We start from the raw sequence: 22,201 nt of genomic DNA, 5'->3' as shown, positions 1-22,201 counted from the left end.
AACAGTGATCGCGTGAGACCTGCGGCCGGCCAAAGAAATGAATACGTAGCGAAGCCGGTAAGCTGGTCGCCGTTCCATGCGAGCAGCGCATGGGCGAAAGGACTGTCGCTGAAGAGAGCCCGTCTAATTTGATTAAGTCGAATCTCTAGCGGTTCAACCTGGCTGGCGCCATAGAAGCGATCCATCTCTTCTGCAAGTTCGGCAAACGCCTCGGCATCTTGAGGCTGAGCGGCAGCAATTTGGATCAAGGTATTAACACCGCCTTCGATTCGGTAGTGAGCATCAGCAGTTCGTAGAACTCACGCGACGCGGGCAGCTTTTTCTGTGGCTCTGTAAACGAATTGAAGATCGCATGCCCGCGCAGGGTAATAATGCCGCGACGTTGGTCTTCGCCAAGTGTGCGCAACATCTCGGTGGCAGCCCTCATCGCCTCGTTGGTACCACCACTCGTAGCCAGACATACTGCCCGGTCGAGTTGGGTCATCGCCCAATCTGTGTAATCACCGGGCTGACAGAGCTCCAGCGCACGCTCTTGCGCCTTGAGGGCCCGCGGCAGGTCACCAAGGTATGTATAAGCGTTTCCTTCGTGGAATCTAAGTTGCGCTTCGTTGTAGCCGAACGCAGACGAGAGAAGTGCATCTCCCTCAAGCGCCGAAAGGTTGTTCTCCGCTCGACCGAGAGCGGATCGAGTCTCCCTAGCCTGACCCGTTACGGCGTATGCTCGCGCTTCGAGCGCTGCTGCCAGCGCCGCGCCGACACATTGCGTTGACCCTACGACGTCCTGAGCTTGCTTTGCTACATCGATTGCTTCAGCCAGGTCTCCGCTGTAGAAGTGCCCGTATGCCTCTTGAGCGAGGATCCACGACTGCGTAACCGGGTCGCCGGATTCGTTTGCCGCAAGACGTGCGACGCTCGCCCATTGGCGGAATGCCGATCTGTGATCAAGCTTGCAGAGGGTTAGGGTCATCAGCCCTGACATTTGTGCTGCCGTGCGAGAGAGTCTGCGTAGCGCCGAGGCGGAGCGGTGGCGGTGAATCGCCCGCGTCAGATCGACAAAGTCAGTACGGATATCATCCAGGAGCACTCTCGGAGGACGAGTTCGCGTTGCTTCGCCGTAGCGGACAACGGTGAGCTCCCAGTCCTCTAGGCTGGCCTCGGCCATCGCGCCCTCGCGGAGCGCGTCGATCAGCGCCTGCCGCACCAAATCCACCCCTGGCATGGCAGTGTTGGAGGTGTCGCGGAGCGCGGCTGCTCCGCCAGACCGGCTCCGGCGAGTGGGGTAAAAGCCGAGTTCGGCATCGGTTGTCGAGCGCAGAATTATGCGGAATGCCTCGCGGCGCTTCTCACGCGGCCAACGGTTTTCGCCTCGTTCCAGTTTTCCGATATCGGTTTCGTCCAGATTTAATCCGAGCTTGTATTTGCGATATAGGTAAGCGTTGACCTCTTGAGCCAACTCTTGCCGGGACATTGGAAGTCCGGAACCAGCAGGTGACGGTAACCGAAGCCGCGCGTCGCGCAATAGGTTATTTGGTCGAGGCCTACCACCGCCGTCCGTCCCGGCCCGTTGCGAGCGTGTGCCAGGTTGGGCCGCGTCCGCAGCGTGCGGAGACCCGCTTGTGCGTTCGCCGGCATCCAAGGCTTCACCTTCTCGTTCGTTCGAGGGACCGGGGCTAGCGAGCAGCGGACTTTAGAGGTCCACCCGCCAGCATGGCAGCAACGCTCGACCGCACTCAAGCCGCTCCATCGCTGGACCCGGTCCGGGTTGGACGGCCGTGATCTAAGTTGTCTGGCTGTCGACTGAGAACCTGGGCAGCGCGGCAGCCGGCCCGACCCGGCGGATTGGTGCTATGCGTGCGCCCCGCCCCGTGATCCGGGTTACAGAGGACGGGGCCGTTTAGTGCCGAATGTGGTGGTGGTAGGTATCGGCATCGCCGACCGAAGCTGACGAACCTCTTCGTCCGCTGTCATCGCTTCGTTGTCGTCTATCTTGGTTGGTGAACACACCGTTTACCCAGACCCGCCTTCGCGTCAAAATCGATGTGCATATGTGAAGAGATAATCTCGCCAAGTAGACGCTAACTGCGCCGTCTGGAGTCATAATCGAAATCCCCGTCCTTCGCGCCACCGATGAACGCTGCCCACTCGGCCGGATCGAATTCTAGAATTGGACCAGAGCGATTCTTGCTGTCCCGGACTCCGACGTGCCCATCGGCGGCAAAGGCGACCTCGACGCAGTTGCTCGCACCGTCGCTGCGGCGGGATTTACGCCAGTTGGTAAATATGCGGGGCTTCATCGTCAGTTCCTTGTGTAGTTGGGCAGCTCCGCAGCTACCGAGGCGAGCAAGTTGAGGCTGTCGGCCGGCGTGAGTGCTGCTTGCTGGAGTCGTTGATACAGATCGAGGTAGTGGCCGATGTCTGCGGGATCGGTGAGGACCAGGTCGGAGGTTACGGTATCGACGGCCACAACCACGGGATCACCTGGATCGGGATACCGGTATGTGAAGAACGCCGAGCCAGGCACGACATGGCCAGGGAGAGAAGCTGACAATGGCAGGACACGGATCGTTACCCTCTTTTTACGCTCAAGTCCTACCTTCGCCAGATGTTCAAGCTGCGCGCGGACCACTTCGGGCGGCGCCGCGTGCCGGCGGATAGCCAATTCGTCAATGATTACCTCATAAGACGGCCCTGCCGCGCGGTCGAGCACTCGCTGGCGTATCGCGCGGGCCTCTAGCGCGCGGGAGGGATCGAACTGCTCCGGGCGAGTGCCGCGGTTGGCGCGGGCACGCACTTCGGTAAACGCCGGAATTTGAAGTAATCCGGGTAGCAGGGTCAGTTGGTACTCGGCGATCGAACGCGCACCAGCCTCAAGGTCGGCGTACAGGGCTTGCCGCGGCCCCATCTCGTCACGGAATTTGTCCCACCAGCCGCGTTCCCGAGCGTCGCGAGCGATGGCCATGATCTGCTCCCACCGGCGTTCACCGACCTTGAGGACATCGAGAATTCGCATTATCTCGTCGTCGCTGGGGCGAACGTGCCCGTTCTGGAGCTGGCTGATGCGCTGCCGAGGCATCTGGGCGGCTGCGGCGAGTCGCACAGTCGAGAAGCCGTGTTCCTCGCGGAGCTGGATCAGCTCAGACGCCAGGCGCAGGCGTCGCACGTAGGGACTGATCATGGAACTGACCTCCGGCATGGCAAAGGCTACGTCGACCACGGACTGTCCGAGCTTGTAGGACTGTCCGGGGCGGCCAGAGCGTAACCCCGCAGTCGTGGAAGCGGAAGTCTGTCAGCGGTCCCTCTTCGCTATAAAACCCCAGGTCAGGCGGGCGCTTGCTGCTAATACTCCTGCTAATACTCCTGGTAGTTCAGGGTTCCGCACGTGCGGACTGTCGGTGATCGTAGGCACACGACACGCGACGCATCGATGTCGCGATTCCGAATCACACGACAGTCGGACTTGCTGGTCAGCCAATTTGACCAGCGCCAAGGAGGCGTGATGACGGCCTACGGGACACCGCCAACGACCGTACGCCGCGTCCAGGCCTCGACATTGGGCGGCCACCTGGTTTTGGTCAAATCGGCCGATCCGGTTACACCTCGTTTCGGCGATGTCGTTGTTGGCCTGCGCGCCTCGCCTAGGTATGCGCTGGCCGTGCAGGTCTACCAGCTACACGCTCGGGACAGCGCAGGCCGATGCCGATCTTGTTCAAGGGACGACTGCCGATCTCGGCATCATGCCGCCACAATCATCGCGGCGGCAGGTGTGAATCCTGCCGACATTGACGCGGCACGTCGTGGAGCGAACCAGCGACCCCATCACCCGTCATCACCTGTTCAAAGAGGTTCACGCCAGCGGGCAGAGATCGTCCGAGCCCGGGTATCTCGGCGTCGCCGCGGACAACTAAGACCTCTGGCGGTTCGCGGGCGCCGCACATTTGCGACTACCCCCCTCATGAGCGTCAGCTGGGCTGGGAGGACCGGCTCTATGGACAGCCGGTATCCGCTGTGTGGGCAGCTGTTTTGCGGTTGTGGTCAGCGCTTTGTTCCCGGTTTTAATGCTGGCTCTGGCCGTGAGTATGTGAGCTTCTGCGGCTGCCGGCTCTGGCCAATTGATGCAGATGCCATCGAGCAGCGGGTATACGTACACGCGGTTTGCGAAACGCCGGCGTCCGGGTTTGGTGGACCATCTGAGCTCGTTGCGGCGGTCCTCGGGCAATTCGATGGACGCATCGAGGTCGGCGGCACGCTCGACGACGTCCGGTTCATGCCTTCCACATGAAGCTGCGCCCGTCGCCGCTGCCGTAGGGCGCGGCGGCGGGTTGCGTAATCGCCGCCTGCCGCGCAGCCGGGTCGCGTGCAGCTAATCGGAATGCGACTGGATTCTCGCCCGTTGCCGGGCCCCGACCTCCACATCCCCCTCAATGAAGCCAACGGCGGAAGGATTCCCGGTGTCGTATCCGGTCGAAGAGTTGCAGCAGTTTGGGTATCAGCAGGAGCTACGTCGGGTTCTGCGGTTCCGCGACCTGCTCGCGTACGGGCTGATCTTCATGGTGCCCATCGCGCCGATGGCCATCTTCGGTGCTGTGTTCTCCGCCTCCGGCGGCATGGTCGTGACGGCGTACGCGATCGGCATGGTCGCTTTGATCTTTACGGCGTTCTCCTACTCGCGGATGGTCAACGCGTTCCCGCTGTCAGGCTCTGTCTACAACTACGTCGGTCGTGGGATCGGTGCCCCGTTCGGGTTCGTGGCCGGGTGGGCGATCATGCTCGACTACATCCTCGTGCCGTCGCTGCTCTACCTGGTGGCCTCGGTCGCGATGCATGCCACCGTCCCGGCGGTGCCGGTGTGGCTGTGGCTGGTCGCGTTCGTGCTGGCCAACACGATCATCAACTCCTTCGGTATCAAGATGACGGCCCGGTTCACCTGGATCATGCTGCTGGGCGAGTTGGCTGTGCTGGGCGTCTTCATCGGCGTCGGAATTTGGGCCATCCTCACCGGCAAGGGCCACTGGACGTGGGAACCGCTCTACAACCCGAACACGTTCACCCTGTCGATCGTGCTCGCGGCGACCGCCGTCGCGGTGCTCAGCTTCCTGGGCTTCGACGGCATCTCCATGCTGGCCGAGGAGAGCCGCGGCGGTGGCAAGCTCGTCGGCCGAGCCATGGCCGGAGCGCTGCTGCTGGCCGGCGTGCTGTTCATCGCCCAGACCTGGCTGGCGGCCATCCTCACGCCGGACCCGCAGGCGCTCATCGCCAACGGCGACCCGGACGGCACCGCCTTCTACAACGCCGCCCAGGTGGCCGGCGGGCACTGGCTGGCGACGCTGTGCGCGATCGCCACCGCCATCGCCTGGGGCCTGCCGGACTCGATGGTCGCCCAGGTCGCGATCTCCCGACTGCTCTACGCGATGGCCCGCGACAAGCAGCTGCCCAGCTTCCTGGGGAAGGTGTCGCGCAAGCACAACGTCCCGCGCAACGCTATCCTGCTCGTCGCCGTCGTGAGTCTCGCGCTCGGTCTCTACATGAACAGCCGCGCCGACGGGATCAGCCTGCTCTCCAGCATGATCAATTTCGGGGCGCTGACGGCGTTCCTGCTGCTGCACCTCGCGGTGATCATCTATTTCGTGTTCCGCCGCCGCAGCCGGAACCTGTTCGCGCATCTGCTGATGCCGGCGATCGGCGCGACGATCCTCGGCTTCGTCATCTGGAACGCCAACGTCGCCGCCCAGAAGCTCGGCTTTGTTTGGATCGGCCTCGGCATCGTGGTCCTGGGGATCATGTACGCGACCGGCCGTCGGCCGAAGCTGTCCGGCATGGAACCGACGCACGCCCCCGCGAGCCCGGTCCACGAGGCGGTGTGACCGATGACCGCCACCTCTACGCCCAAGATGTATGTGCCGAAACTGGCCGAGCTGGGCTTCACGTTCGGCGGCCGGGAACCCGTCCTCGAACTGCGCCCTGGCGAGGTCCTGAGCCTCTACACGGAAGACTGCTTCGGCGGCGCCGTGAAGACGATCGACGACCTGCCCACCCGCGTGTGCCAGATGCCCTACCTCAACCCGGTCACCGGCCCGTTCTACATCGAGGACGCCGAGCCCGGCGACACCCTGGCCGTGCACTTCCTCGACATCAGCCCGGCCCGGGACTGGGGAGTGTCATCCACCTTCCCCCACTTCGGGGCACTCACCTCGACCCACGCCACAGCCACTTTGCAGCCGCCGCTGGACGAACGGGTATGGAGGTACCCAATCGATGTCGCCGCCGACACGGTGACGTTCCAAGCCAGCCACAGCGACTTCGCAGTGAATCTGCCGCTGGCGCCGATGCACGGCACCGTCGGCGTGGCCCCCGCCGGGTTCCAGGCAATCTCCACGATCACCAGCGACGTGCACGGCGGGAACCTCGACACACCGGAGCTGCGGGTCGGCGCCACTTTGTATCTGCCGGTGTTCGTCCATGGCGCGTTCCTCGCGCTCGGCGACGGCCACGCCCGCCAAGGCCAGGGCGAGGCGTCCGGGGTCGCGGTCGAGACGGCGATGCACACCACTATCACCGTCGACGTGATCAAAGGCGTGTCCACGCCGACACCCCGGCTGGAGACCAACGACGGGCTGCTGTCCATCGGCTGCGCGCGGCCTCTGGAAGACGCGTTCCGGATCAGCCAGCACGACCTCGTGCACTGGGTGGCCGAGCTGACCGACCTGGACCTGCTGGACGCCTACCAGCTCGTCGCGCAGGCCGGCACCGCGCCCGTGGGCAACGTGTGCGACCCGAACTACACGATGCTCGCCCGCATCCCCAAGGCCCTGCTCGCCGAGCCTGCCTACGGCGGTGTGCACGAGCGGCTGCGCGCGATCCCCTGGAAGACGCCCGAGGCCGGTGCCCGATGACCACCTACACGACCACCACAGGCGAGGCGCGCCCCGTGCAAACGACCCGAACCGACCCGATAGGAGTGTTACCGCTTCACGCCGAGCTGTACCTGCTGGCCCACGACGACGACACCGGCAAGCAACTCATCAACGAGCAGACGCTGGCGATCGGGCTGGCCGGTGCGCTCCTGCTGGAGTTGTGGTTCACCAAGCACATCTACATCGGCTGGGGCTTCGACACTTGGAAGCAGCAGTGGTACGAAGCGCCAGGCCAGCTGGCGGTCGCCAAGTCCGGCCCGACCGCCAACTCGCTGACCGACGCCGCGCTCGCCGCCGTGGAGCGCGTCGCACGCATCCACACCAGCGGGGACGCTCTACGGACCTGGCTGCGCGGGTTCGCCGCGAACGATCTCCCCGAACGGGTCCGTGCAAACCTGATCATGATCGGGTTGCTGCGCCGCACCCAGGTCAGTCGCTGGGGCGGACTGGTCAAGACCGAAACCTACCTTCCCGTGCACCACCGGTACGCGGTGCGCGCCCGCGCCCACGTGAAAGACGCGGTCGCCTACCACGAGCGGCAAGGCCGGCACCGTACCTCACCGGACGATCAGACCGTCGCCCTGTGCGGGCTGACCGCCGCGCTGGAACTAGCCGAGTTCCTGTACGACGGCCGGTCCACACGGGAGCTGACGCAGTGGCTGCGTTATGTTGTCGAGCAGCACGACGAGGCGACGGTCCGGGCCGTCGTCACGGCCGTTGACGCCGGTCGTGGTGACCTCGCCGTGGCGGCGATGCGATGACCCTCCGCCCCGGCTCCCAGCAGCTCGACCCGCCGGTCCCTGATGCCGCCGACGTGACCATCACTCTCCAGGAGAGTGACCGAGTGGCACCGGAATCGCCACCACGGAGACGTCGGCTTGCTCCGGTGATGAGCGTGCTGGGGCTTCTCCTTTCCGTGGCTGCTCCGGCTGTGGTGTTCGTCGTCGGTGACCATGCGCATTGGGGCGCGCCATCCCAGGCCGTCGTGCTGAGCATCGCTTCTCCGGCCGGTTCGACGTCTCCGCACGACGCCTTGGTCCGGCTCGCCGAGTCGATCGCCGCGACGCCCGACGATTCGACGACCGGGTACACGTACCACCACTGGCGGATCTGGAGCATCAGCACGACCGGCTCGCCCGCGCCGGCCGGCATGCCGAAGAACACCCCAGCGGTGTTCGCGTCCGAGTTCCGACGGTGGGAGGCCGAGGACGGTTCTGGCCAGGGGATCGACATTGAAAACGCGCCGGACTATACGTTCAAGACCGCTGACCCGAATTACCGGACCACGGACGGCGAGTTCGTCAACGGGCACACCACGCGCACCACTTTCGCCGCCGGAAACCGACGCAGCCCTATCGCTGGGCCGATCGCGACCGAGCCGGCCGCGCTGGCCCGGCAGCTCGCGACCGTCGATCCGATGCCAGACGGGCCGCAAGCGATGATCCGCGCCGTGGACGAGCTCTACACCACCCATTACGTCACACTGCCTACACGGCGAGCCATACTCCGGGTCCTGGCCGACCTCGACGGTCTCACCTACCGCCCCGTCACGACCGATCGGGCCGGCCGCCCTGGCGTCGCAGTGAGCCTCGTCGGTCGCGGCGTGGAGTACACCCTGCTGTTCGACTCCAGCAGCGGCCAGCTGCTGGCCTCCGAGCAACGCTCGATCGGCGCCCACGAATACTTCGTCGTGCCCAACGGTCTGGTCCGCTACTACGTCCTGTTCATGGAACAGGGTCACCGTCCCGGACTGGGCTGAGGACCGTTATGACAGCCCGCCAGACCCGCCCCCGCCCCAGCCACACCCTGCTGCTCGCCGAAATGGCTCGGCCGGCGAGCGGCCGACGCCGTCCGACCACCGCGACAGGCGCCGTGCGCCTGCGCCTCCGCCTGTGGTCGTGGCGGCGCACCCGGGGGTGTGCCGCTGCCGCAACCCCCCGTCGCGCGGCGGCACACCCCCACCCAGACGGGAGGCGTGATGGCAGGCGCTGAAACGGCAGGCTGGACGCCGCCGGACATCGACCTGTCCCGGCCTAACGCCGCACGGATGTACGACTTCTTCCTCGGCGGCGCCCACAATTTCGACGCGGACCGGCGCGCCGCGCTCGCCGTCCTGGAGGTGGCTCCGCAAGTCCGAGACGCGGCCTGGGCCAATCGCCGGTTCCTCCGACGCGCGGTCCAGTACGCGCTGGACCAGGGCATCCGCCAGTTCCTCGATCTCGGCTCGGGCATCCCGACGCGGGGCAATGTCCACGACATCGTCCAGGTTGCCCACCCGGATGGCCGGGTGCTCTACGTCGACGCCGATCCCGTCGTCGTCAAGCACGCCCAAGTCCTGCTCAACGACGTCGGCGGGGCGGAGGTGATCGAGGCCGACCTGCGTGACCCGGCCGGCATCCTCGGCCACGACCTGACACGTCGGCTGATCGACTTCCGCGAGCCGGTCACCGTCCTGCTGGTTTCGGTCCTGCACTTCGTCTCCGGCGCGGTCGACGAGCTGGCGGCCGTGCTTGACGAGCTGATGCGACCGGCCGCACCGGGGAGCCTGCTCGTCATCTCCCACGCCAGCCCAACTACCACCACCGACGCGACCGAGACCGTGACCGAGCTGTACGCCCGCACACCGACTCCGCTGCACCTGCGCAGCGCACACGACATCCGGGCGTTGTTCGGCAACCTCGACCTGATCACACCCGACCCGCAGCTGGCCCAGCCCGCCGGGCTGGTTCCGGTCGACGCATGGCGGCCAGACCCAACCGAGCAGCAGCAGCTACCGGCCTCGGCGAACAGCCCGTTCCTCGCCGGGTTTCTCGCGGGCGTCGGCCGCAATCCGCGACCCGCCGCGGCGGATACGGCGGCCACTGCTGGGTCCGCTGCCAACACGCCTGGCACACCATTGCGCCCCCGCAACGATGCCCGCTTCCCCGACCGCCAACGCGCCCGCACAGGCGCGCCCGTAGCAGCCCGACGCTAGGACCGGACCCCTGATGATGACACCGCCGCCCGGCCTTCCCGACGAAGACGCCGCACCGGTCCCCAAGATCGACACCAGCGTGCCGCATCCCGCGCGACGCTACGACTACTGGCTCGGCGGGAAGGACAACTTCGCCGCTGACCGAGCGTCCGGCGACCGCATCGCGGCGGCGTACCCCGACACCGTCACCTCCATCCGGGAAAACCGCCGCTACATGCAACGGGTCGTCCGATATCTGGCCGCCGAGGCTGGCATCACCCAATTCCTCGACATCGGCACCGGCATCCCCACCTCGCCGAACGTGCACCAGGTCGCGCAGGAAACCGCGCCGGCCGCCCGAGTCGTCTATGTCGACAATGACCCGCTTGTCATGGTCCACAACCGAGCGCTGCTGATCGGGACGCCGGAAGGGGTCACCGAGTACGTCGAGCTTGACCTTCGTCATCCGGCGACGATCCTCGACGACAAGACGGTGCGTGCCACGCTCGACTTCGGCGAGCCGATCGCTGTCCTGCTCATCGCCGTACTGCACTTCCTCGATGACGACGAGCAGGCGCACCGCATCGTGGCGGACCTGGTCGAGCAGCTACCGCCCGGCAGCTATCTGGCCATCTCGCACGCCACCTACGACCCCCTGCCGACCGAGACGCTGGAACGGCTACGGCGCCTCGCCGAAAAGGGCAAAGACGGACCCTTCCGCCCGCGAACCCGCGCCGAGTTCGAGCAGTTCTTCACCGGGCTGAACCTGCTCGCGCCCGGGGTGTGTTCGCTCGTCGAGTGGCGGCCCGACCTCGACCCAAAACCGCAGGCCAAGGTAGAAGAGGTCGCTGCATACGGCGCTGTCGCCCGGATCGAGCGATCATGACCCGGATCGGTGTGGCGCTGTTCAACTGCCAAGGCGGCTGCCTGCTCCCCGGCGGCGGCTACGACTTCCGTCCCCTTCAACAGGCCGCCGCCGACCTGGACACGGCACCCGCGCTGTGGCTGATCAATGAGGCGAAGCTGTGGCGGGCCGACGCCAACGCCGGCCTGCACGGCGCCGCAGAGGCCCTGTCTGACGCACTCGCAGTGCCCTACGTCGGCGTCCTCGGCGTCTGCCCTCGCGGCCCGATCCCACCCGCGATCGTCTACGACCCGACCGTGCTCGTCCTACGCTCCTGGTGGAACCCCGACGACCCCTACAGCTACGCGGACAAACTCAACGTCGCCCGGTTCGCGGTCCGCGACACCGCGCGGGACGGCGAGAGCCGCGCCGAGTTCCTGGCCTGGGTCGACCATTGGCATCCCGACTCCGGCACGATCCGCCGGCAGGAAGCAGCACGGCTGGCCCGATACGGCCGCGACACCAACCTGCCGGTCATCGGTGGCGGCGACCTCAACGCCAACGCGTCCGGACCACACCTGCCGCATCGAGACTGGACCATCGCCAGCCACCAGCGACGCAGCGCCGAGGCCCGCCGCCTGCCCGACGGAACCTGGGCCACCGACACCGACGCGGTCGACCACCTCATCGGCTCCTGGGACGGCGACAACCGGGTGGGCGGGTGCGGATACCACGCCATCGCGGAGCTCGCGTGGCGGGCCGGTTCGGCGACCGCGCTGACGCCCACCGTCAACAACAACGTCGACTCCGGCGGCGCCATCATCAAGGACTGGCTGGTCGCCAACCCGGCAATGTTCCCGCACATCGAACCGGGCAGCTACCGGGTGCACATCCCGGCCGGCGACCCGGCCGACTGGCCCTCCGATCACCGGCTTGTCACCGCCGTCTTCGACCTCGCCGAGACGTTCGCAGCGCTGGCGGGCGACCCGGCATGACGGTCAACGTGAACCTGCTACGGCCCTGCGTGGAGCTGATCCTCGACCCTGCCTGGTGGTACAACCGGCTGGTCGAGCACTACGCCGAAGCGTTCTGGCTCGCTGGCGGCGGCGACCTGATGATCCGCACCATCGAGACGGTCTGCCTCGACTGCGGCGTAGCGCCACTCAGCGACGGCCTGAGCCGCCGCCTGGCCGGGGTGTTCGTATCCCCGCACGAGCAGTACCGGCTCACCGTCAGCCTCGGTACGTCGGCCCTGTGGCACCAGGGCCATTCAAGCCAGCTCTTGGACGCCTTGCATGCTCTGGCGGCAGTCGAAGCTCCCACACGAGCGGCCGGATCGACGCCGAGTCACGACACGGACGAAGGTGGGACAGAGGACATGACAGCCACCGACGAAACGGCACATGGGCATACGACGACAGGTAAGCCCGAAGCGCATCAAGTGGGGTTCACGTCGGTCGCAGCGCCGAACGGCGGGGACGCGGGCGAGTCCAGCGAGGCGGCGATCGACACGATTGTCTGCGATGTCGGTGGCGTCTTGATCACGTTCGCGCCGGATCGCTGCGCGGAGATCGAGAGCCGATACGGCGTACCTGATGGTGTATTGCTTCGAACTTTGTTGAAGACGCCTTCGGCGCGCTCGGCTGCAATCGGCCGGATCGACCAGGACGAGTGGTTCCGCGAGGCAGCGGCCGTGGTGGGCGCGCCGGCGGTCGAAGAATGGCTGGCCTACCGCGGCGAACTCAATGAACCCGTGGTGGAAATCTTGACAGCGGCTCGGCGCGCTGGCGTTCGGGTCCTGCTGCTCTCGAACGCGACGACGCGACTCTGGAACGACCTGGACCATCACGGGATACGCGATCTCGCCGAGCGGGTATTCTGCTCAGCCGATATTGGCTATGCCAAGCCTGATCCACACGCCTACCAATTTGTGGCGGATGCAGCGGCGACAGTTTCGGACCGGACCCTATTTATCGACGACACGGCCTCGTGGGTCGAGGCCGGCCGCAGCATCGGATGGCGCGGCTATGTGTACGGCTCGCCGGACGGTCTGCGGCGCGAACTGGCGGCGCTCGGGGTGAACGTATGAGCCCCGCCGCAGCCAGGGTGGCGCTGAGTGTGGTGGTCACGACGCGCGAGCGCAGCGGGGGGTGCCGACGCCTCTGCACCGCGCTGGAAGACCAGTTCGCTGAGCACCCCGGCCTCCTGGTCGAGATCGTGCTCGTGTTCGACGGCTGTGAGCCGTACGGGTGGGTCCCGTCCGCCGGCAGGTACCGGCCCATACATTTGCCAACTCAGCACGGCATCGCGAAGGGACGCAACGTCGGCGTCCGTCACGCTCGTGGCGAGATCGTCGCGTTCCTTGACGACGACGCAGTGCCGGGCCCCGGATGGGTGTCCAGCGCGCTGGCCGCCTTCGTGACGTACCCGCAGCTGGTCGCCTTCGGCGGTCGAGTGATCGGCTCGGACCAGCACAACCTGTATGCACAGCTGCGAGACCAGGTGTACTACCGAGAAACGTTCGGCTCCTGGTACGTCGACCCCGGCGTCGGCGGTGACTTCCTCGGCCCCCCGTACGTCAACGGCGGCAACAGCGCTTACCGGCGCCAGGCCATCGTCGACGTCGGCGGCTTCGACGAAGCACTGCCCGCATACAGCGACGTGGAACTGGGGCGCCGCCTGCAGCTGCATCGACACGCAGCGCTCTTGGCCGGTATGACCATCAGCCACGACCACCCTTCCACGTTCGGCCAGTACATGCGTCGCTGCTACCGAAGTGGCCGGGCCCGCGGAGTGCTGTGGGCGCGACGTCGATACCCGCAAGACGCGCCCCGTCGGGTCGTGACGACGATCGCCGCCAACGTGCTGTGGAACAACGTGACCCACCGGGCCCGCCGGATCGCTGCCGGCTGGATACGGGCCACCATCGTGCTGAGCTGTCAGGAGGTGTTGCATGGCATCGGATACACACGTTCGCTGGTCTCGACTCGCTGATCACGCCGTGACCGGGTTGGCGGCGGGCTTGCTCGCGCGTCGCGCGCTGGAACTCGCCGCAGTGATCCAGAGCGGACGCTTCAGCCGTCGCCGGCTGGCCGGCCTTGCCACGACCGACGAGGACGGCGCCGGTAACCAGCGGATCGTCTGCGTGGTGCCGTTGTACCTGGAGCAGGAGATCGCAGCCGACGCCGTCCGGTTCTGGCATCACCTCGTCCAACGCACTCACGTTGATCAGGTCGTGTTCGTCACGACCGCGAAGGAAAAGCCCGGTCACGACGCCACTACGCACGACCTCGTGGCGTCGGAGCTGGACGCCCTCGGTCATCCCGAACGACTCCGGCATCTGCACTGCGACGAGGTGACCCGGTTCCGCGCGGCGCAGCTCAACCTTGCGGTTGACCAGGCCGGCCCCGAGCAGCACCGTCCGGTCGGGCAGGCGGCGACGCAGACCTGGATTGGCGTTTACAACGCTGACTCCCGCCCGGCCGACACCACGTTCGCCGAGCTTTGGCAGCGGATCGACGCCGAACCGGATACGAGGGTGTTCCAGCAGCTGGTGGACTACGTCGTGCCCGACCGCGCCGGAACTGGAGCGGTCGCGGTCGGCAACTCGGTCTTGCAGACCTGGTGGACCCGCTCGCACTACTACGCGCGCAACACCCGAGGTGCCCGCGCCGGGTCATGGAGCGCTGCCATCACGCCGTACTCGACTTTCGGTCACGGCGAGTTCGTCCGACTCGACTTCCTCGACGACATCGGCGGATTCCCGGACTTCGCCTATGCAGACGGGCTGCTGCTGGGCTGGATCTGCCGGTTGCGGGGCGAACCGATCGGCCTACTCGCAAGCCGCGACCTCGCGGAGGTACCACGCACCGTCCGCGACCTGGTCACTCAGCAGACAGCCTGGATGCGTGGATTGCTCAACTTCGATGCCACAGTGGCGTGGTGTCGTGAGCACGACCAGCTGCGCCTGACCGATCGGCAGCTGGCTGGCCTGCGGGCCGCGCACGGCGCGATCCCGGTGGCGTGGGGCCTGAGTACCGTCGCGGTCCTGACCGGTGTGACGGTGGTAGCAGCTGCAGTCGCACGGCGAGGAGCGACCAGAGGCGACGCTGTTCGGCTGGCCGGACTGCTGGCAAGTCCGGTGGTGCCGGCCTTTCTGCTGCCCGGCACAGGCGACCGTCCCGGCCGCCTCGCAGCCCGGCTAGCCGGCGTGGCGGCGTCGTGGCCGGTCGAAGGACTGGCCTTCTGGCCGGCACTGGCTGGCCACCTTCGGCGGGGACAGCAAGCGCCGGCGAAGACACCGCGGTGACGACCTCGGCGATGAGTGAGCCACGGCAGTAGGGAGAACAGTATGGGTGACGTGTCCACCGATCCAGACGGGTTGCTCCAGCAGGCGGTCACCTGTCTGCTCGACAACGGTACCGACGTCGACGAGTACGCCTTTACTCCGGTGACGGGAGCAACGCAGGCCACCGTGTGGATGGGCGTGTCGAAGCGGGACGAGCTTCCCCCGGTGGCGCTGCGGTTGACGCCCAAGCCGCTGGAGCTCATCCGCCGGATCGCGACGCTAGTCGACGATGTCCGGTCGGTGACGTGCCCGACAACGGTGGCCGCCGAGCGGCTGGAGGTTGACGGCCGGACCTGGACGGTTCACCTGTGCACGTGGATCGGCATCGGCGCGGCCCTTAAGGCCGACACCGGGCTGCTCGGGCAGCACCTGGCGCGGCTGCACCTGGACCTGGCCGGCTCTGCGGTCGATCTGACCGACCGTCGGCTGAGTTTCGAACCCAGCCCCACCCCGACGCGGGAACAGCAACTGCCCACCTGGTACGTCGCCCGCCATCTGTGGCGCGACCGGATCTTCGCGTGGCTGTCCACCCAATCCGAGCGGATGGCCCCGCAGCCCATTCATGGCGACATGCACTGGGGCAACGTCGTCGCGACTGTCAACGGTTTCGGGTTCATCGACTTCGACAAGATGATGTTCGCCCCGCCCGTATTCGATCTGGCCAAGCTGATCGCCACCGGCATGTTCCGTGGCGGCGAACAGGTGCGATTCCAAGCGCGAAAGACGACCCGGCTCATCGAAGGGTACGAGTCGGTGCGGCCATTGGCCGACGCCGAACTGGTGGCACTGGAGGGGCTCGCAGTCCTGCTCAACGAAGAGACTGCGCGACTGGGCACCGTGTACGACATCGACGAGTACCGGCGCGCCGCGGACGCGGTGGCGTCCTGGTGGATCGCCAGACGCCGCCGCACACGCAGCGACCCCCTCGGGATTCGCACAGCCCGCCAGTCGGCCTCGGCGGACACCGGCACCGCCGACCAACCCACCCTGTGGGCCGACGACGAACCGGTCACCACTCCCGAAGAACCCGACGCCAGCTAACCGACATCAGTCAGAAACTGCTTAACCCCTCAACCGAGAAGGAGGTGGCCGTGGTGCGCGCTCTCATAGTGGGCTGCGGCAGCCACGGGGGCGAGGTGCTGCTCCCCGCGGCGCTCACCGCCGGTATCCAACCGGTCGGCCTCGTCGACGCCGACCTGGACAAGGCCAAGACCCTGGCCGAGCAGTGGGGCGTTCCCCACGTCTACAACCGCCTCGACGAGGTCCCGGTCCGGCAGCTCGATGCGGTCCTCCTCGCCCTGCCAGTAGCCCAGCACGCCAGCAACGTCGGGTGGGCCGTCGACCAGGGCCTGCACGTCTTCGTCGAGAAGCCCCCAGCGACGAACCTGGCCCAACTGCGCGACCTCATCGACCAGGTCGACGCCGCCGACCGGGTGTGCGGCGTCGGGATGAACTTCCGCTGCGCCGAAGGTGTCCTGGAACTTGGCCGGCGGCTGAGCACCGGACGGCACGGCCGCCCGGCATACGTTCGGGTCGTCCAGGTTGCGCGCAAGCCGCTGGAGCCGTTCGGCCCGGGGTTGTCGATGGAAGCGAGCCTGTTCTACGCCCAAGGCATCCATGCCATCGACCTGGCGCTGTCCTTCGCGCCGGTGGCGACGGCGATCAGCGGTCAACGCGTCCGGGTCAACCGTGGCCGGCTGTGTGTCGTGGTCGGCGAAGACCACGATTCCGGCACCCGCATCGAGGCATCGTTTGGCTCCAGCGCTGCCGGGCTCTACCACGAGCTTGACGTCTTCTGCGACAGCGGCGACCTCCTGAGCCTGCGCAACCTCTCCGAGCTGTCGTACCTGCCCGGCGGAGGAGAGCCGGACGTGGCCGACTACCCAGGCGCTCGTGTGCTGTGGCGACGTTCACCGACGAACGTCGGTTACACCGCGGCCGGATACGCCACCGAACTCGCCTCGTTCAAGTCGCGGGTTCTCGGCGACGCGGACCCGGCCAGCTCACAGGCCGCTGTACTGCGGGACCTCCTACCGACCTATCGCGCGTTCGACGAACTTCTCACTTGTTGGGACGTCCCGTGGACGAACTGACCCGCACCCATCTCGCCGCTGCGATCGCTCAAGGCGGCTCCGGCAACGCCGACATCGCCGGTGAGCTGGAGATCGCATTTGCCGACCTCGTCGGCGCACAGTTCGCGCTCGGCACCTCTAGCGGCACCGGCGCCCTCATCTGCGCGCTGCGAGCCGTCGGCGTGCGTCCCGGCGACAACGTCGCCGTCTCGGCCCTCGCACCTGCCATGACCGCCTTGGCGATCACTGCCATCGGCGCCCACCCCATCTTCTGCGACTCCGCCGACCCGGCATCGTTCGGCATGAGCCCTCACGCCGTCGAGGACGTCATCGAGCAGCGGCAGCCGAAGGCCGCTGTGCCCGTCCCAATGTGGGGCTATTGGGATGAGCAACCAGCAGCCTTGGAAGCGTGGCGCCGCCATGGCGTACCGATCATTGTCGACGCCGCCCAGGCGCCGTTCCTGCGTCTAGACACCGGCCTGTGCCAGGTGGCGGACATCGTCTGCTTGAGCCTGCACAGCCGTAAGCCGTTCAAGGCCGGCGAAGGCGGCATCTGCCTCACCAACCACCGTCACCTGGCCGACGGGATCGTTCAGGTGCGCAACTTCGGGCAGGCGACCGCTGACAGCGGACGCCGGCTCATCCCGGCCGGATCGTTCGGTGCCGAGTTCGGCATCAACTTCAAGATCAATGCACTCGGGGCGGCCTGGTGCCTCGGCCAAGTTCAGGCCGCCGACCAGCTCCGCACACACCTCACCACGCTGGCTGACACCGCCACCGCGATGCTCACCGCCACGGGTATCGAATGGGCCGCGGCGAGGCAGTCGCCGGCGGTGGCCGAACACGGTCGCTACGGCATCGTCGCGATCTGCCCCCAGGAGCAGGACGCCACACGACTCGCCAGCGCCCTCACCGCGCAGGGCATCGAAGTGGACACCACCAGATATCAGTACCGGCCGACCTACCACGCCGGTTACCTGTCCCAATACACCACCTCCTGCCCGAACGCCGAGCAACTCACCCGGCACGCCGTCGGGTGCCGGCTCGAAGCCTTCACCGCCCCGACCCCGGTCACCAGCGCCGCCCCGCACGCTGCGCAGGTGAGCCCGGCCTGACCGGAAGACCACACGTCGCCCTTCACCCCCTCACGTGAGGATCGGAGCCACCCATGAAGATCGGCATCATCGGGATGGGACACGTCGGCGCCACCATGCAGGCGATGTTCCAGCACCACGCCGAGCTCATCACGTACGACCTGACCGACACCAAGCCGTACCCGCACGACGCGCTTGCCGCCTGCGACTTCGCCATCGTCTGCGTCAACACCCCACCAGACGCGACCGGCGCCTGCGACACCACCAACGTCATCGAGGCGATCAAACGGCTGCCCACCCAGCGGATTCTGCTGAAGTCCACCGTCCCGCCCGGCACGACCGACCACCTCGCCGACGCGACCGGGAAGATCATCTGCTTCAGCCCCGAGTACGTCGGGGAGAGCACCTATCACCAGCCGTTCTGGGCCGACTCCGCGACCGGCGTGCCGTTCCTCATCATCGGGGGCGCTGCCGAGAGCCGGAGCTTCTTCATCGACGCCTTCCTGCCGGTGCTCGGACCGTCGAAGACGTACTTCCAGTGCACCGCGCGCGAGGCCGAAGTCATCAAGTACATGGAGAACACCTACTTCGCCACGAAGGTCACGTTCGTCAACGAGTTCTACGAGATCTGCCGCGCCATGGGCGCCGACTGGCACACCGTGCGCGAGGGCTGGCTGCTCGACCCGCGCGTCGAGCCCATGCACACTGCGGTGTTCGCCGCCGACCGCGGCTACTCCGGCAAATGCCTGCCCAAGGACACCGACGCCATCATCCAGGCCGCGACCGCGGCCGGCTACCACCCGCAGCTGCTCGCCGAAGTCGTGCGCAGCAACGCACGGATGCGGGCCGGGGACTGACCATGCCAGGCGCGCACACCGTCATCGCCGTCAACTACCACCGCATCGGCGCCGTCGACGACGCCAACCCGCTACACCGGCTGCACACCGTCCCCACCGACGTCTTCCGCGCGCAGCTGGACCACATGCAGCAGCACGGCGCGATCGTGAGCCTGGACGACGTCCGCAGCTGCCGCGGACTGGCCGACGTCAACTTCGTCGTTTCGTTCGACGACGTGCCCACCGCGGCGCTGACCGGCATGCAGATGATGCTCGACCGGCAGTTGCCCGTGACCGTGTCGGTGTGCACGCAGCTGGCCTCGGCCGGCTGGGGCACTCGGGACAAGGTCTACTGCGTGGACCGCTTCGCCGACCCCGACACCGTGGCCGCCGCCACCCGGGCCGCGTTCCCCGATGCCGCCGCCGGCGGTGACCCGGTGTCGTTCTACCACCTCACCAAACGCGACGACTTCGACCCCGATGCGGTCACCGGCACGCTGATCGAACCCCTGTTCGCCGCGGTCGAGCCGTTCGCCCGACCGTTTCTCGACGGCACCGGCTATCTGTCGTGGCAGCACATCCGGGACCTGGCCGGACATCCGCTGATCACCATCGCCAACCACACGGCCAGCCACACCAACTTGGCAGCGCTGCCCGCCGGTCGCCTCCCTGCCGAGATCACCACCGCACACGACGAGCTCACCGACCAGCTCGGCGTGCCACCGCGCTACCTCACGATTCCCTTCGGACGCCTGCACCAGCGACTCGCGATCGACTGCACGGACGTCATCCACCCGCTGGGCTATCACGGCATCCTGTGGGTCGGTGATGTCGCCACCCAGGTCACCGCCCCGTACCAGGCTCAGCTGCTGCACCTGACCCGGCTGCACGCGCCGACCACCATCGACGAGTTCGTCACCCGGACCCGCGCCCTGGCCAAGCAGCCGGTCACCGCCGCCATCTGGCAGCTCCCAGCGCAGGCCCATCGCGCACCTGTCACGGTCATCGAATCCAGCGACCCGCAGCGGGCCGCCCGACACGAAATGCTGGCCCGACAAGGCAAGGACTACGCCTCCAGCGACGACTTCTACCGCTACCAGTTCACCACCAACCCCGCCAAGGGCGACCGGCCGGACTATTACGCCGTCGAGCGTGACGGCCGCCTCGAAGCCACGGCCTACAACCTGCACGCCCGCTTCCGCGTCGGCACGGTCACCGTCCCGGGCGTCTACCTGGCGAGCTGGCGCAAGCTGCCCGAAGCCCACCACAGCGCCGCAGGCACGCTCGTCCAGCGGATGACCGCCCGCGAGGCGGTGGTCGGCGTACACCACCCGAGCCCGATCGCCGCCGCAGCGTTCACCCGCTGGCACCAGGTCCCAGTCTGGCGGCTACGCCTTGCCGTCACCGATACGCCCGACGCCGCGGTCGCGCGGCTCGACCGATCGTGGGAAGCCGACACCTTCGACGACACAATCGGACCGCTGGTCGAAGAGCTGATGGGCAAGGCGGACTTCACGCTGGTCCGGGATCGTGCCTGGTACCAGTGGCGGCACGAGACCTATCCGCTGGCCACCTGCCGGTACGTGGTGGTGTCACGTCGCAACGAGCCGATCGCCTACGCCGTCACGCTGCAACGCGGCGACCGGATCGAGATCGCCGACTGGTACGCGCCTTCCACTCTCGGCTATGCCCGGCTCGTCACCGCCATCCAGGACAGCGCCCGCGATCATCACGCCCGCACCATCGAGGTCGAGACCAGTGACCGGACCGTCGCCGATGACCTCGCGGCCCGCCACGCCGCCGAGGCGACCCGCGCGACGAACTTCTACCACCTCAACCGCGCCCGCCTGGCCGAACACGGCGCCGACGCCGCCGACATCGACGCTCTTGCGGCACGTTGGGCCCACCTGCGCTTCCACGAGACCGCCGGCACCGGCGACGTCTCCATCCGGTAGCCGGTCATGGACACACCCACCTACACCGTCGCTGACCTCCTCACCGCCAACGCCGATCGCACACCTGACCACACCGCCGTCATCGATGGCCCTACCCGAATCTCCTATGCCGAGCTGCACGACCGCGCACGGCGCTGCGCTCGCCTCGTGGCCCGCCGCGTCGGCCCCGGCGACCGCATCGCCATCCTGCTCCCGCGCGGGGTCGACGCACTCGCGGCGTACTTCGGCGCCCACCTGGCCGGCGCCGTTCCGGTCTTCGTCCACGAACAGCTGCGCCCCCGGCAGGTCGGGCACATCATGGCCCACGCCGACGCCCGGCTGGTGTTCACCACCACCCGCCACCACCACCTGCTCGACGCCGAGGCCCTGCCCGGCGGGGCAATCGTGGACGTTGACACGCTCCGAGAGTCCCCGCTCCCGACCGCCGTCCCGCGGATCGGCCGTGACGTCGCCGGGCTGATCTACACCTCCGGGTCCACAGGAACCGCCAAAGGCGTCACCGTCAGCCACGACAACCTTCTCGCCGGGGCCACCATCGTGCGGGACTACCTGCACCTGAACAGCCGGGACCGGACCCTCGCAGTCCTGCCGTGGAGCTTCGACTACGGACTCAACCAGGTTCTCGCCACCTTCGCCGCCGGCGCAACGGTGGTGACCCAACGCTCGCTCTTCGGCCCCGACATCTGCCGCGCCCTGGCCGCCACCGAAGCGACCGGGCTGGCCGGCGTGTCCTCGCTGTGGTCGGCTCTGGCCGGCCCTCTCGGGCAGTTGCCGCTGCCCGCGCTGCGCTACATCACCAACTCCGGAGGGCCGTTGGCCCCGGCCACGATCGAGCAGATCCGCACGGCCCAACGCCACCTCGACATCTACCTGATGTACGGGCTCACCGAAGCGTTCCGCTCGACCTACCTCGACCCGGCCCAGGTCGCCGACCGTCCCACCTCGATCGGCAGGGCCATTCCCAACACGGAAATTCTCGTCCTCGACGACGGCGCCCGGCCCTGTCCGCCCGGTGTCACCGGCGAACTCGTCCACCGCGGACCCACCGTCGCGCTCGGCTACTGGAACGACCCCGACACGACCGCAACCGTGTTCCGCCCCCACCCGCGCCCGCCGGTCGGCGTCCCGGCCGAGACAGTGGTCTACTCCGGCGACTACGTGCGCGCCGACGCCGACGGCTACCTCTAC

20 protein-coding genes and 1 pseudogene are annotated in these 22,201 nt (G+C 67.2%); 17 read left to right on the top strand and 4 right to left on the bottom strand.

Annotated elements, in window-relative coordinates:
- The 4 genes and pseudogenes from Air01nite_RS36935 to Air01nite_RS36920 all read right to left on the bottom strand — a co-directional run.
- Window positions 1–248 (bottom strand): annotated as a pseudogene (locus Air01nite_RS36935) (GNAT family N-acetyltransferase); the annotation flags it as partial.
- Entirely contained in the window at window positions 245–1,468 is a 1,224-nt protein-coding gene (locus tag Air01nite_RS36930) for an NsdA family TPR-like regulatory protein (RefSeq protein ID WP_203708050.1), read from the bottom strand. The pseudogene Air01nite_RS36935 and the gene Air01nite_RS36930, both read right to left, overlap by 4 nt.
- A gap of 607 nt (window positions 1,469–2,075) precedes the next feature.
- Window positions 2,076–2,294 (bottom strand): DUF397 domain-containing protein, encoded by a 219-nt coding sequence (locus Air01nite_RS36925; RefSeq protein WP_203708049.1) that lies wholly within the window; start codon window positions 2,292–2,294, stop codon window positions 2,076–2,078.
- Between the two features lie 2 nt (window positions 2,295–2,296).
- Window positions 2,297–3,175, bottom strand: a complete 879-nt coding sequence (locus Air01nite_RS36920) for a helix-turn-helix domain-containing protein (protein WP_203708052.1) — start codon at window positions 3,173–3,175, stop codon at window positions 2,297–2,299.
- Between the two features lie 810 nt (window positions 3,176–3,985).
- On the opposite strand from Air01nite_RS36920, the gene Air01nite_RS36915 reads away from it, so the two are divergent.
- The 17 genes from Air01nite_RS36915 to Air01nite_RS36835 form a co-directional block, all read left to right on the top strand.
- The gene (locus tag Air01nite_RS36915) at window positions 3,986–4,279 is read left to right on the top strand and encodes a hypothetical protein (RefSeq protein ID WP_203708048.1); all 294 of its coding nucleotides are present in this window, start codon (window positions 3,986–3,988) and stop codon (window positions 4,277–4,279) included.
- Between the two features lie 169 nt (window positions 4,280–4,448).
- Complete coding sequence (locus tag Air01nite_RS36910) at window positions 4,449–5,861, top strand: APC family permease (RefSeq protein ID WP_239091233.1); 1,413 nt, start codon at window positions 4,449–4,451, stop codon at window positions 5,859–5,861.
- A 3-nt stretch (window positions 5,862–5,864) separates the two neighbouring features.
- On the top strand, window positions 5,865–6,890 hold the full coding sequence (locus Air01nite_RS36905) for an acetamidase/formamidase family protein (protein ID WP_203708046.1): 1,026 nt from the start codon (window positions 5,865–5,867) through the stop codon (window positions 6,888–6,890).
- A gap of 65 nt (window positions 6,891–6,955) precedes the next feature.
- On the top strand, window positions 6,956–7,672 hold the full coding sequence (locus tag Air01nite_RS36900) for a GOLPH3/VPS74 family protein (RefSeq protein ID WP_203708045.1): 717 nt from the start codon (window positions 6,956–6,958) through the stop codon (window positions 7,670–7,672).
- Between the two features lie 125 nt (window positions 7,673–7,797).
- Window positions 7,798–8,670, top strand: a complete 873-nt coding sequence (locus Air01nite_RS36895; protein ID WP_203708044.1) for a hypothetical protein — start codon at window positions 7,798–7,800, stop codon at window positions 8,668–8,670.
- Between the two features lie 219 nt (window positions 8,671–8,889).
- Window positions 8,890–9,885, top strand: a complete 996-nt coding sequence (locus tag Air01nite_RS36890) for an SAM-dependent methyltransferase (RefSeq protein WP_203708043.1) — start codon at window positions 8,890–8,892, stop codon at window positions 9,883–9,885.
- A 13-nt stretch (window positions 9,886–9,898) separates the two neighbouring features.
- Window positions 9,899–10,750, top strand: a complete 852-nt coding sequence (locus Air01nite_RS36885; RefSeq protein WP_239091232.1) for an SAM-dependent methyltransferase — start codon at window positions 9,899–9,901, stop codon at window positions 10,748–10,750.
- Window positions 10,747–11,703 carry a hypothetical protein gene (locus Air01nite_RS36880; RefSeq protein ID WP_203708042.1) on the top strand — a complete coding sequence of 319 codons (957 nt, stop codon included), beginning with the start codon at window positions 10,747–10,749 and terminating at the stop codon, window positions 11,701–11,703. The genes Air01nite_RS36885 and Air01nite_RS36880 overlap by 4 nt, the downstream gene beginning before the upstream one ends.
- Window positions 11,700–12,797: an HAD-IA family hydrolase gene (locus Air01nite_RS36875; RefSeq protein ID WP_203708041.1), complete on the top strand. Its 1,098-nt coding sequence runs from the start codon at window positions 11,700–11,702 to the stop codon at window positions 12,795–12,797. Before Air01nite_RS36880 ends, Air01nite_RS36875 begins: the two co-directional genes overlap by 4 nt.
- The gene (locus Air01nite_RS36870) at window positions 12,794–13,702 is read left to right on the top strand and encodes a glycosyltransferase family 2 protein (protein ID WP_203708040.1); all 909 of its coding nucleotides are present in this window, start codon (window positions 12,794–12,796) and stop codon (window positions 13,700–13,702) included. Before Air01nite_RS36875 ends, Air01nite_RS36870 begins: the two co-directional genes overlap by 4 nt.
- A gap of 7 nt (window positions 13,703–13,709) precedes the next feature.
- On the top strand, window positions 13,710–15,017 hold the full coding sequence (locus Air01nite_RS36865; protein WP_203708039.1) for a glycosyltransferase family 2 protein: 1,308 nt from the start codon (window positions 13,710–13,712) through the stop codon (window positions 15,015–15,017).
- Window positions 15,018–15,059: 42 nt separating this feature from the next.
- Entirely contained in the window at window positions 15,060–16,097 is a 1,038-nt protein-coding gene (locus tag Air01nite_RS36860) for a phosphotransferase enzyme family protein (protein WP_203708038.1), read from the top strand.
- A 44-nt stretch (window positions 16,098–16,141) separates the two neighbouring features.
- Window positions 16,142–17,149: a Gfo/Idh/MocA family protein gene (locus tag Air01nite_RS36855; RefSeq protein WP_203708037.1), complete on the top strand. Its 1,008-nt coding sequence runs from the start codon at window positions 16,142–16,144 to the stop codon at window positions 17,147–17,149.
- Window positions 17,137–18,243, top strand: coding sequence for a DegT/DnrJ/EryC1/StrS family aminotransferase (locus Air01nite_RS36850; protein WP_203708036.1), 1,107 nt, complete (start codon window positions 17,137–17,139; stop codon window positions 18,241–18,243). Before Air01nite_RS36855 ends, Air01nite_RS36850 begins: the two co-directional genes overlap by 13 nt.
- A 53-nt stretch (window positions 18,244–18,296) precedes the next feature.
- Window positions 18,297–19,079, top strand: coding sequence for a Rossmann-fold NAD(P)-binding domain-containing protein (locus Air01nite_RS36845; protein WP_203708035.1), 783 nt, complete (start codon window positions 18,297–18,299; stop codon window positions 19,077–19,079).
- Window positions 19,080–19,081: 2 nt separating this feature from the next.
- Window positions 19,082–21,013, top strand: coding sequence for a polysaccharide deacetylase family protein (locus Air01nite_RS36840; protein WP_203708034.1), 1,932 nt, complete (start codon window positions 19,082–19,084; stop codon window positions 21,011–21,013).
- A gap of 6 nt (window positions 21,014–21,019) precedes the next feature.
- Window positions 21,020–22,201: AMP-binding protein (locus Air01nite_RS36835; RefSeq protein WP_203708033.1), on the top strand; the 1,182-nt coding region annotated here is incomplete at its 3' end.

This window comes from Asanoa iriomotensis, assembly GCF_016862515.1.
In the GTDB taxonomy this organism is placed as follows: Bacteria; Actinomycetota; Actinomycetes; order Mycobacteriales; family Micromonosporaceae; genus Asanoa; species Asanoa iriomotensis.
Note: the sequence above shows the minus strand (reverse complement) of the source record. Positions and strands in the feature narration are given on the sequence as shown.